Genomic DNA, 11,798 nt, shown 5'->3' on the forward strand with positions numbered 1-11,798 from the left:
TGCCGTGGGATGTAATCAGCCCCCTCACTCTGGGATTAAGATGCAGAAAAACTGCAGGCAGGATGGCAAGCTGCCAATTGTCTCCCCGCATGGCCATGTAGAGCTGAGAGCGCGATAGGTCGAAGCCAATGAGTTTATCGCAAGGGCCGGGTTTTGATGGGGTGGATCCCCCGGATCCGAAGCTGATCGATGCCTGTGTGCACTGTGGGTTTTGCCTGACCACCTGCCCCAGCTATCGCGTCCTCGGCAAGGAGATGGACTCACCTCGGGGCCGCATCTACCAGATGGACGCCCTCAATCAGGGCCAAATCTCTCTCTCAGCGGCAGTGGTTTCCCACTTCGACAGTTGTTTGGGCTGTTTGGCCTGTGTTACGGCCTGTCCATCGGGGGTGCAATATGACCGCTTAATTGCCGCCACCCGCCCGCAAATCGAACGCAACTACCCACGTAGCCTTTGGGATCGACTGTACCGCCAGTTGATTTTTTTCCTCTTCCCCTATCCGGAGCGGCTGCGACCGCTGCTCTGGCCCCTCTGGCTCTACCAAAAGATGGGGATCGGCGCCTGGGTCCACAAGGGGCTGGAAAAGATCTCCCCGCGGCTAGCGGCCATGGAATCCCTGATGCCCCCCCTCGAGGTAGAGCAACTGCTGCCCAAGCGCTACCCTGAGCGGATCCCGGCGGTGGGAGAACGCCGTTTCCGGGTGGGGCTCATTTTGGGCTGCGTGCAGCGCCTGTTTGCCCCGCAGGTGAATGAGGCCAGCATTCGCGTCTTGACCCACAACGGCTGTGAGGTGGTGATCCCGCCTGTCCAGGGCTGTTGTGCGGCCTTGCCCCACCATCAAGGGCAACTGCAGCAGGCGGAAACCCTGGCCCGCCAGATGATCGATGCCTTTGCCAATTGTGAGTTAGATGCCATTCTGATCACCGCTTCCGGCTGCGGACATACCCTGAAAGACTATGGCCACCTATTGGCCAGGGATCCCGACTACAAAGAGAAGGCAGCCCGATTTGCCGCCCAGGTCAAGGACATTCAGGAGTTTCTCGCTCAGGTGGGGTTAACGGCTCCTCTACATCCGCTACAGCCGGAACCCCTGGTGCTGGTCTACCAGGATGCCTGTCACATGCTGCATGGGCAGCGGCTCAGCCAGGAACCCCGACACCTGCTGCGGCAAATCCCAGGGCTGGAGCTGCGGGATCCCGTCGATGCGGCCCTCTGCTGTGGTAGCTCCGGCGTCTACAACCTGTTGCAACCCCAGGTAGCGGACGAGCTGGGATCCCAAAAGGTGGCCAACCTCCTCAACACCGGCGCCCAGGGGATCGTCTCCGCCAACATCGGCTGCCGCTTGCAAATCCAAAAGCACCTGCGCCTGCAAGGCAAGGCCGGGATCCCCATCTATCACCCGATGGAATTGTTGGATCGCGCCCTCGCCGCTCCGCGACGCTTTCGCGAACAAGCTACAGGGACTTCTTCGGGTCAGGCAGAGGTAGCCGAGGCAACCGGTTGAGTGGATCCTGGATTTCCGGTCGCGCTGGCGTAACCTGGCGCAACATAGCCTCCCACCCCACTTCTCTCCCCCATCGCCGATGGGCTATTCCATCAACAGGCCCAAGTCCAGGTGAGGCTGCCACAGATCGGCCAGGCGCTCCAGCAATTGCTCCCGCTGCTGAGCATAGTGGCCCTCCAGCTCCGGCAAGGGATCCCAGCCTTTTTGTCGGCGCAGCCCGTTCAGCCAATGTCGCCGCCACAGGTGGTTGTCAAAGAGGCCATGCAGATAGCTGCCCCAAATCCGACCCGTGGGATCCCGCCAGCCCAGGTTCTCTTGCTCGAACAGCGGCAGGCAGCCAGAGGGATCCGCCTGGGTGGATCCCTGATGAATTTCGTACCCCTGAATGGGGGCCAGGGCAGGCCATCGGCTTTGGGTCTGCACCTGCTGGGTGACCTTGGTGGGCTGTAAAACGGTGGTCAAAGGGAGAAAGCCCAACCCCGAGTAGGTGCCGGCGATCCCCTCCCAGCCTTCGGGATCGGCGATGGTCTCTCCCAACATTTGCAGCCCACCGCAAATGCCGATGATATGGCCGGAGTATTGGCGCAGTTGATCGGCCAGGCCGGTCTTTTGCAACGCGAACAGATCGTTGAGGGTGGTCTTGCTACCGGGCAGGATAACCACATCCGGGGATCCCAAACTTTGGCCAAGGTGAACCCAGCGCAGATGGACGGTGGGCTCCGCCAACAAGGGGTCAAAATCCGAGAAGTTGGCTACCTGGGGCAAACGCACCACAGCAATCTCCAGGCGCCCTTCCCTCAGGGCTTGGCCACCGGCCCGGTCGCGGCGATCTTCCCAAAGCAGGGGGTTGGCTGCAATTCCCATCGAATCCTCTTGGGGCAGAACCCAGTCCACCCAAGGCAAGACCCCGACAACTGGGATCCCGGTGTAGTTTTCCAGCCAATCCAGGCCGGGCTGCAACAGTTCCCGCGAGCCCCGAAACTTGTTGATGACAATGCCCCGGATCAGGGCCCGTTCTTCGGGTTCCAGCAGTTGGAGTGTGCCCACCACATGGGCCAGCGCCCCACCTCGGTCGATGTCCGCCACCAGCCAAGTGGGGGATCCCAAATGCAAGGCAACCCGCATATTTGCCAAGTCCCGATGTTTGAGGTTCACCTCTGCCGGACTGCCTGCCCCCTCGCAAAGGATCCAGTCGTACTGCTGTTGTAGGCGAGCAAGGGCTTCTTTGACCGCTTGCCAGGCCGGCGCAAACCAGCGCTCGTAATACTCTCCGGCGCGGTAGGTGCCCACCGCCACTCCGTTCAAGACGATCTGGGAAGTCAGGTTGCCCTGGGGCTTCAGAAGAATCGGGTTCATTTCCACCGCAGGGGGGATCCCGGCAGCCCAAGCTTGCAGAGCCTGCGCGTAGGCGATCTCTTTGCCCTCTGGGGTGACATAGGCGTTGAGGGACATATTCTGAGCTTTGAAGGGGGCGACCCTTTTTCCCGCTTTCTTGAGAATGCGACAGAGGGCTGTCACCAAAAGGGTTTTGCCCACATGGGAAGAAGTTCCCACCACCATCAAGGATCGACCTGAACAGCTCACCCCGGATCCCTCGCCCTTGGTTTCTGGTTGTTGCCATTCTCCCCGCGGCCAGCCTCGCCAAGCTAGGGCCTCCGTTGGCAAAAGCGACCCCATGATTCCTCAGTTCCCCAGAGCAACGCGCCCTGCTGATGCCCAGAGCCGCACCCTCCGGTCTGCACGGGATCCCAGGGGCTTGCGCTTTGTGCTTTCGACAGGATTTTGAGCTGGGGCAGATGGATTCGAACCACCGAATGGCGGGACCAAAACCCGCTGCCTTACCGCTTGGCGATGCCCCAATTCACATTGCTTAACCAGTTTAATTAATCTAGCGATGCAGCTTCGGGTCTGTCAACAGTTGCAGTGAGCTCCTATGCGTGGGGAAGCTGAAGCTCTTCGCCAAGGTCAGGGCCAATGTCAAGAGGAGTCACGGGGAGAGTGCGGGCTACCTCAAAGAAATAGGCGCGGATCTCCGGCCCGAAATAGATGACATCTCCGCTCCTCAGGTAGTGAGTAGCCACCCGCGTGCCGTTGACAAACACCCCATTGGTACTGGACTGGCCCTTGCGGTTGCCGTCGATCAGGCAATAGGTAAACCCTGTCCGGTTGGACTTGGTGGGCACCCGCACCAGGTAAGCGTGGCGACGCGAGACAAACCGATTGACGATCTGGATGGCGTTGGAGGGATCCCGTCCAAGCGTATAGATACTCTCCCGCAGGATGTAGCTGCAGGGCCGGACAGGATGGCAGATGGACAGGGTGAACTCCGGATGGGACACCGGCCGTTCAGGGACTTGATCGAACAAATCCGCCGGCAGATCAAAGCCCTGGCTGGGAAGAGGACTTTTCCCGCCAACCTCTGTGATGGAGGTGAAAAAATCGTCGTAGCTATGTGGCAAAGGTCTTCCCCCCTCAACGCTCAACGCCATTTACAGCAGCTTGGCTTTCCAAATTCAAAGTCTTATCTATAGTTCCCCAAAACCCTACTGCTTTCAAAGGAACTCTGGTCTTGGCGGGCTGCCGGAAAACCCACAAGCCCCAGTGTACTGTACTATACACCACAGGCAGCCTTGGAGATACCCCCTTTCCCCGGAAACTGGGCTTGGGCTCAGGTTGGGCCTATTTTGGCTTTCAGGGATCCCTTGGGAGCCTCAGCCTTCGCGGGCTATCCTGAGTAACAGATTCTTGAGGTAGGGGTGTGACAGAGGCCCTGCTGCGTCGGTTGGATGTGGCCACAGAAGCTGCCCTGGAGGCAGGAGCTTTGCTGCGCAGTTATGTGGGGGGCACCCTTGCCATTGAGGAGAAACGTCCGGGCGACTTGGTGACGGCGGCGGATCGCGCTTCCGAGGATCTCATCTTGAAAATCTTGAGGCGGCACTTCCCCGAAGATGTCATCTTGACCGAGGAATCAGGCCAGCAGGGATCTCCGGAGGGCGCCTATGCTTGGATGATCGATCCCCTGGATGGCACCACCAACTTTGCCCACGGTTACCCTTTTGCCGCCGTCTCCATCGGTTTGCTGCAGGGGCGGGAGCCGGTTTTGGGGGTTGTTTGTGACGTTTTTCGCGGGGATCTGTTTCGCGCCGTCCAAGGGATGGGGGCCACCCGCAACCGTCAACCCATTCGAGTCTCCACAACGGCTGAATTGTCTCGGAGCCTGCTGGTTACCGGCTTTGCCTACGATCGTCGCGAAACCCCCGACAACAACTACGCCGAGTTTTGCCACTTTACCCATCTCACCCAAGGAGTACGGCGCGGCGGATCTGCAGCTCTGGATTTGGCCTATGTGGCCACCGGCCAGTTGGATGGCTACTGGGAGCGGGGCCTCTCCCCTTGGGACATTGCCGCAGGGATCGTTCTGGTGCGGGAGGCAGGCGGCAAGGTGACCGCTTATGATGGCAGCCCGGTGGATGTTTACAGTGGCCGACTGTTGGCCAGCAATGGCTGGTTACACGCTGCTCTGCAAGAAGAACTGGCCCAGGTGCGGCCTTTGCCGGTCTCCTTTCCCATGCGGCGGGATCCCCACCCAACCTAGAAAAACCGGGAAAGCTTGCCGGTTGAACGAGTTGAATTCGAGACAGAAGTAGTTGAAGAATAATTGAAGAATAATCAAGAAGACTACAAAACATCCGTGTCGGGCAGGGTAGGTAGAAGATTGGTTAGCAAGCTCCACAGAAAACAGCGACATGGCTGCCGGGCGGCACAGTTCGGCCTGGCCCTCATCTTGGGAGCAATGGCCCTTGGGGTCGCCACTGCTGGCCCCGGCTACCCTCAGCCGGAACAAGGGAAGGTTGCCCCCACCGAGCGGGCACAGCCCCTCGATTCCCGTTGGGCCGAGATCCAGGCCCGGGGGCGCATTCGGGTTGGCTTGGATCCCAGTCTGGGGCCGGCCTATCTCTATACCGACTTGGAGCGACAAACCTACGCCGGCTTCGAGTGGGATATCCTGGAGGCGCTTGCCCAAACCCTTCAGGTGCAGGTGGATCCCATCTACGTGGCCTGGAGCGAGCAGTTGGCGGCCTTGCAAGCGGATGAGGTGGACTTGATCTGGGGAGCGCGGGAAGCTTTGGGCTTGGATCCGGAGCAGTTTCTGGCCACCCGGCCCTACTATCTCAGCCCGCAGCGCTTGGTGGTACGGGATCCCTTCCCCACCTCTGGGCCAGAGGAACCGGCCATTGAAGCACTATCGCAATTATTTGGCCGCAAAGTGGGCATTGTAGTTAACAGTACGGGGGCAGCCCTGCTGGAGGCGTACAACGAGAGGAGAGGCAACGCCATTCGTCTCTTTGCCACCAGTAACCCTGAGCGCTTGTTTGCTCAGCTACAGGCTGGCCAGTTGGATGCTGTGCTGGTCGATCAGCCCGTTGCCGCCCTGAACCTGCGCCAAGCTGGATCCCGACTGCGCCTGGTGGGGCCGCCCCTGTTCCCCATGCCTCTGGTGGGAGTAGTATCCTCTCAGCATCCTTCCCTGAAGGAAGCTGTGGATGGGGCGATTTCCAGCCTGATCGAAAACGGAACCTTGCAGCAGATTTTAGAGAAGTGGCAACTATGGGATCCAACTCTAATGTCCCCCGCCTCAACCGAGGACTAGCCCGCTACGAGACTGACCATTTCGCCATCTTAGGCGTGCCCCTTACCGCCGACTCCAAGGGGATCCGGCGCGGCTACCTGCAGGCGGCCAAGGCCCTCCACCCGGATCGGTTTGTGGGGGATCCCGAAGGTGCAGAACGCGCCAACATCCTCTTTGCCAAGCTGGTCAACCCGGCCAACGAAGTGCTGACCAAAGAGCGGGAGCGAGGGGAATACGAAACGGTGCTCAAAATGCGGATTAAACGCCTTTTGGAGACGCCCCCCCCGGATCTTTGGCCCTCTGGGGAAGCTGTCAAGGGCTTGGCCGAGCACCCCCATTGGCAAGAAGAGTATGTCAGGCGGGTGGAGAAGCTGGCCAAAGAGCAATACAGCTCCATGGAAACCCTGCTCGAGAAAACCGAGCAATTGAGCGAGCTGAACCTGGCCTATTTGTTGCTCAAAGCCGGCTACCAGGGGAGCCTAGCCCCTGCCTCTAGAACCACTACCGCGACCGGGATCCCAACCCCTTCCCCCAGCCGTACCACTGTGGGTGGGATCCCAGCCTCCCCCGTCGTTGCTCCGCCCAGCCGTCCCCCTGTTCAGCCCGTTCCCACCCCACCTCCGGCTCCCAAGCTCAGCCCTGCGGAAACCCGCTTTATCCAAGCCTTGGACATGATCGAGCGCAAGCAATACCGGGATGCGGTGCAGTATCTGAACTTTGCCATCAGCGCTGAGCCCAACGTGGCCCGCTACTACCTGCACCGGGGCATTGCCCACCTGAAGCAGGGTAATACCGGCATGGCCAAAGCAGACTTTATGCAAGCCAGTCGCCTAGAACCTGCCAACGCCGAGTTGATGGCAGAAGTGCGCCGTTGGATGCAGCAAGTCACCACTCAACAGCCCGTTCCCGTCCCCAAGGACTCCGTCCCGCCAACGCGAGTGGCCAGCCGTCAAACGTCACAGGCTCAGAAAGTGGTGCCACCTCCCCGTAAGGAGGACAACGGCGGGTTCTTGAGCCGCTTCTTCGGCAGGAAAAAGTAGGCAGAGCCCCCCTTAACGCGCACCCCCTAGCACCAGCAGCGTGACCAGGGATCCCGTATTCCAGAGGCTGTGCAGTAGGATGGGAGCCAGCAGGTTGCGGCTGTGGCTGTACACCACCCCCAGCACCACCCCCAGCATGGTCAAAGGCAGCAGATCGGAAAGGTTGAGGTGGGCAAGGGCAAAGGTGAAGGCGCTAAGCCCAATGGCGGCCCCCATAGGCAGGTAGCGGCTTAGAGTAGGCAGCCAAAAGCCCCGGAACAGCACCTCCTCAAAAACAGGGGCACAGACAGACACCACGGCCAAAAACACCAACCGCGCCCCCCAACCATGGCTATCCAGCAGCAGGGGCAAAATGGGATTCCCACCCCCCGCCTGCGGCAGCAGCAACTGCGACAGCGCCGCTGCCAGCACCACCAAAGGCAAGGCCACCCAGTAGCCACACAAGCCCCACAGCAGCCAAGGACCCCACAACCGCACCTGCAGCACCCTCTGCCAGCCGGGGTAGGCGTGCAAGAGACGGTACAATAACCCTGCCCCCAGCAAAGCGCCGGAATTGTAGGTGAGAAACAGGGCTACCGCCTGCTGCCAAGGGCTGAGCTGCCGTGCCCCCAGGCCGAGGATGATGATGTAAAGTCGAGGCACCAAAGCGTTGAGGGCGATAAACCCCAAAAACCAGCCGGTCAACACCGCTTGCGCCCCGATCCCCGGCCAAGGCACTTCCCAAGCAGGGCCCAGGAGCGGACGTTTGCGCCAAAGGCTCCAGCTCAGCCAGCCCAACAAGAGCATCAACCCCAGCAGTGCCCCCAGCACGGGGATCCCGCCCACCACCGCCAGTCGAAATAGAGCCGCCAAGGCCAATTTTTCCTGCTGTTGGTTGAGGGCATTTAGGCTATCGCTGCGCTGCTGCAGTCGGTAAAGCTGTTGCAGAGCCACCGCCTCAAACCAACCATCCAGATGATTGCGGATCTGCACTTCCGCCTCTGGCAAGATGCGCCGCGGTGTTCCCCACAGTCCCTGTAGAACCTGGGCTGCTCTCTTTTGACTCGATTCCACCTCCATCGCGCCAGCGGCGCGGAGCACTTTGGGACGTTCCAGGTCGATGATCTGCTGCCATTGCTGCTGAGCGGCCTCCAGATCTTCTTGGTAGGCATAGAGCAAGCCAAGGCGCAGCCACAGTGCATCCAGCTCCGTCTGCAAATCTTGCATTGAGGCCAAAAGGGCGGGATCCACCTCTGGAGATTGGGCCAGTTCTGGGCTGGCCGCCTCAGATTCGCCAGCAGGAGTTAAACGGGCCAGCCGTTTCAAACGTTTCAGGCGTTCGGTGTAGTTATCGGCGGTCTGCTGATAGCGATTTTGGGCCACCTTGAACACATCCTGACCCAAAAGTGCCCGTGCCAGATCCTGATAGCGGGGATCATCGAGGGTGCGGGAAGCCTGCAGGGCGAGATCGGTTTGCAACAAATCCAACTGCGTTTGGGGCGGCGGCTGAAACCAACTGCTGGAAAGAGAAAGCCCGACAATCACAATGGCCAATAGGCTCAGCAGGTTGAGGATCCCACGGCGAACAGAAAACCAAGCAGAGGAGGGGTCGGCAGAGGCCGTGGTTTCAGAGTGAGACATTGCGGCGACGGATCCAACTCAAGCGGGTTATATCCTATCTTCTGTATTGTCTTGGCGGAATGGAGTTGTTATTACTGCATTACGGATTTGTCCTGTTGTCACCGTCGCTCCAGCCAATAGCGATAGATGGGCAGGCCCAGTTGTAGGCAGTGCCACTCCCGCTCCGTGGGGATGCCGAGGGGATTGGAGTCCAAAGGCCCCTGATGGGGATCCCAAAACTGCGGATGCTCTAAAAATCGAGCTGCCATTTCTTCGGCCACCTCTTGGATATCCGATTGCAGGAAGACAGGGCTGCCCGGTCGCAGCAGCAGAGCCAGATCCGCCACCAGTTGGGGCTGGACAATCCGCCGTTTGTGATGGCGCTTTTTGAACCAGGGATCCGGAAATAGGATGGTCACCCGGCTGAGATCCCCCGGCGCAAACAGATGCCGCAAAGAGACATTGATGTTGGCAAACAGAAAATGGACGTTATCCAGCCCCAGCTCATCCCGCCAGGCATTGGCCCGCTCCACCAGCGCCTGCCGAATCTCTACCCCTAGGAAGTTCCAGTCGGGCTGCTCCTGAGCGAGGCGCAGCAGAAATCGTCCGCTCCCTGTGCCGATATCCAGATGAAAGGGCTGCCCCAGCCGTCGGTATACCCGCTCCCAGTGGGGTGGGGGGGTGGGCTGCTGATACTGCGCCTGCAGGGGATTGACGTGCTGCCGTACCCGGTGACCGAGGCCCCTCTGTAAGGGGATCCCGGCCCAAGGCGGAGAAGGGGGGCGCTTCTCCAGTTGGCCCTCAGGCGATTGCTGCCCCTGTTGCACCTCTGCTTCCATAGACCACCTCCTGCCGCCAGCTGCGGCCCTCGCCCACTGACCAAGGGATCCCCCAGCTTGGAGGGGAGCGACAAAAGTCCAGGAGATCTAGGCTACCACCGGATGCTGTCGATGACTTGCCGCAAGATCTGGGCCGAGCGGTGCAGCTGCTTGCGCTCGCTCTCGGTGAGGGACATGGCCAGCGTGCGTTCCACCCCCTGCCGCCCGACCACTCTGGGCAAGCTGAGACAGACCTCTGGCAGATCGTACTCCCCTTGGGTGAGGCTGCTCACGGTTAAAACGCGGTGTTGATCCCGCAGCAGGGCTTGGACAATTTGCGTCACCCCTAACCCGATGGCGTAGCTGGTGGCCCCTTTGCGACGGATGATCTCGTAGGCAGCGTTGCGCACCTGCTCGAAGATATCCCCCAAATGGGCGGGATCCCAGTCCGGCGAGAGTTCCCCAATCGGGGTGCCGGCGATGTTCACCTTGCTCCAAACGGCCACCTCGCTATCTCCATGTTCGCCGATGATGTAGGCGTGCAGGCTACGCGGATCCACCCCCAGGCGCTCCGCCAAAAGATAGCGAAAGCGGGCTGTGTCCAAAACCGTCCCCGACCCAATTACCTGCCCTGCCGGCAACCCCGACAACTTCAGGGAAACGTAAGTCATGATGTCAACGGGATTGCTCACCACCAAAAGGAGTGTGTCAGGGCAATGGGCCATCAAGGCCGGGATCAAGCCTTTGAAGATCTCGACGTTGCGCTGCACCAAATCCAAACGGGTTTCTCCAGGCCGCTGCTTAGCCCCTGCCGTTAAAATCACTACATCTGACCCGGCGCAATCAGCCAGTTCCCCTGCCCGTATCCGCGTCGGCTCCACAAAGGGGATCCCGTGCACCAGATCCATCACTTCCCCTTCCAGCTTGTTGCGGTCGATGTCGTGAAGGACCAGCTCATCCAGAGTGTTCTGGATTACCATCGAGTAGGCACAGGCCATGCCTACCTGGCCGGCGCCGATGATGGATCCCTTCAAAAGGCGGCGAGAAGTCAGCCCCTCGACCTGCTGCTGGGAGCGCTGCTTGGGTTGGTGCTTAGAAACAGTCATGGCTGCAGCCGCTACTCTTCGTTCTCCAGCTTAAGCCTGCCTAGAGGAAGAAAAAAACAGGCTACCGCTCTCCAGAAGAACTGGAAAGGCGAGAAGAGGCAGGATCGGTTGCCGCAGCGGACTGGATCCATCTGAAACAATAAAGCCCTCTAACCTTCAACAGTCCTCAACCCGGCTGCTGGGTTAGCCGCTGCCAAAGCTGCGGAGGAATGCGCTCGTGAGGACACTTTAGGGACTGAATCTGAGCTAAATCTTCCGGCATGTAGTGCAAGGCTACCCGCGCTGCCGGATCCAAAAGGCTGCGCCGTCGTCGGTTACATTGCTCCGCTTCTCCCAGAAACACGTCCAGCCAGCCATCTCGCTCTTGGTAGCGAATCCTCAAAGCAGAGAGAGAAGGCAGAGCAGAGGAAACTTCTTTGCGGTAGAGCCGAAAGCCCTGCTCCAGACTCCAGCCCAACCACCACTGAGGCGCCAATTGCCCCAACTGCCTACACCACACCCCCGCCTGAACCTGTTGCCATGCCATGCTTGCCACTCCGCAGCTTGTTCTCCTGAGAAGACTTAACTGCAAATCTTTAGCAATTGCTACTTGGGTAAGCACTCTACCAGACTCCTCAAGCTTAATGCAAGTCTTTATCAAAGAGGATCCCTACTTTGCCGGCACGCTATTGAAAGCTAATCTCAATAGAGCTATGCTGTTACTCGGTTGAGTGGTGGAGTTGTATCCATCAGTCTTCCTCTCTTGCCTTGGATGCATCGGGGATCCCACGCCCGCGGAATTAGCCATCCTGGGTCTGGCAGGGATCCCTTTTCCAGGGCTAGCTGAGGTTCTTTCTAATGAGAGCAGTTCTAACTAATAGGAGCCTGGTTCCTTCCCAAGCGTGTCGGTGTACGGGTAGAACAAGTTCGGGAGCCAGAAGCGGTTTAACCTTGAAAACGGCGACGCATAGCCCTTCACGTCGGCAGGACAGGCTTTTTAATAATTCTTTTAATTAACCTCAAGAGTTGCTTCAAAGAATATCCCCTCCGGAGCACCCAAAAGCCCGTGCCAGCCCGGGGATCTTTTGTATCGAGAGACACACAAACTCCCCCAACAATTC

At 59.4% G+C, this 11,798-nt stretch carries 10 protein-coding genes and 1 tRNA gene; 4 read left to right on the plus strand and 7 right to left on the minus strand.

Annotated elements, in window-relative coordinates; genetic code table 11:
• Positions 1-128 precede the first annotated feature (128 nt).
• Entirely contained in the window at positions 129-1,505 is a 1,377-nt protein-coding gene (locus ACVWZG_RS03915) for a (Fe-S)-binding protein (RefSeq protein WP_457406403.1), read from the plus strand.
• 84 nt (positions 1,506-1,589) lie between these two features.
• On the opposite strand, the gene ACVWZG_RS03920 is transcribed toward ACVWZG_RS03915, so the two are convergent.
• The 3 genes from ACVWZG_RS03920 to ACVWZG_RS03930 form a co-directional block, all read right to left on the minus strand.
• A complete protein-coding gene (locus ACVWZG_RS03920; RefSeq protein WP_457406452.1) occupies positions 1,590-3,089 on the minus strand; it encodes a cobyric acid synthase in 1,500 nt (499 codons plus the stop codon).
• A gap of 203 nt (positions 3,090-3,292) precedes the next feature.
• Positions 3,293-3,364: transfer RNA gene (locus ACVWZG_RS03925), tRNA-Gln, on the minus strand.
• A 72-nt stretch (positions 3,365-3,436) separates the two neighbouring features.
• The gene (locus tag ACVWZG_RS03930) at positions 3,437-3,994 is read right to left on the minus strand and encodes an FHA domain-containing protein (RefSeq protein WP_414356749.1); all 558 of its coding nucleotides are present in this window, start codon (positions 3,992-3,994) and stop codon (positions 3,437-3,439) included.
• Between the two features lie 269 nt (positions 3,995-4,263).
• On the opposite strand from ACVWZG_RS03930, the gene ACVWZG_RS03935 reads away from it, so the two are divergent.
• From ACVWZG_RS03935 to ACVWZG_RS03945, 3 genes are all read left to right on the plus strand, one after another.
• Positions 4,264-5,100 carry an inositol monophosphatase family protein gene (locus ACVWZG_RS03935; protein ID WP_414356752.1) on the plus strand — a complete coding sequence of 279 codons (837 nt, stop codon included), beginning with the start codon at positions 4,264-4,266 and terminating at the stop codon, positions 5,098-5,100.
• Positions 5,101-5,298: 198 nt separating this feature from the next.
• Positions 5,299-6,156 (plus strand): ABC transporter substrate-binding protein, encoded by an 858-nt coding sequence (locus ACVWZG_RS03940; protein ID WP_457406401.1) that lies wholly within the window; start codon positions 5,299-5,301, stop codon positions 6,154-6,156.
• The gene (locus ACVWZG_RS03945) at positions 6,114-7,175 is read left to right on the plus strand and encodes a J domain-containing protein (RefSeq protein WP_457406398.1); all 1,062 of its coding nucleotides are present in this window, start codon (positions 6,114-6,116) and stop codon (positions 7,173-7,175) included. The genes ACVWZG_RS03940 and ACVWZG_RS03945 overlap by 43 nt, the downstream gene beginning before the upstream one ends.
• Positions 7,176-7,187: 12 nt before the next feature.
• On the opposite strand, the gene ACVWZG_RS03950 is transcribed toward ACVWZG_RS03945, so the two are convergent.
• From ACVWZG_RS03950 to ACVWZG_RS03965, 4 genes are all read right to left on the minus strand, one after another.
• Positions 7,188-8,795, minus strand: a complete 1,608-nt coding sequence (locus ACVWZG_RS03950; protein WP_457406395.1) for a CPBP family intramembrane glutamic endopeptidase — start codon at positions 8,793-8,795, stop codon at positions 7,188-7,190.
• 98 nt (positions 8,796-8,893) lie between these two features.
• Positions 8,894-9,613: a tRNA (guanosine(46)-N7)-methyltransferase TrmB gene (gene trmB, locus ACVWZG_RS03955; protein WP_414343030.1), complete on the minus strand. Its 720-nt coding sequence runs from the start codon at positions 9,611-9,613 to the stop codon at positions 8,894-8,896.
• A gap of 92 nt (positions 9,614-9,705) precedes the next feature.
• Complete coding sequence (locus ACVWZG_RS03960) at positions 9,706-10,626, minus strand: L-lactate dehydrogenase (RefSeq protein ID WP_414416634.1); 921 nt, start codon at positions 10,624-10,626, stop codon at positions 9,706-9,708.
• 238 nt (positions 10,627-10,864) lie between these two features.
• On the minus strand, positions 10,865-11,224 hold the full coding sequence (locus tag ACVWZG_RS03965; protein ID WP_011433745.1) for a hypothetical protein: 360 nt from the start codon (positions 11,222-11,224) through the stop codon (positions 10,865-10,867).
• Between the last annotated feature and the right edge of the window lie 574 nt (positions 11,225-11,798).

The sequence above is a fragment of the Thermostichus sp. OS-CIW-33 genome (assembly GCF_054059615.1).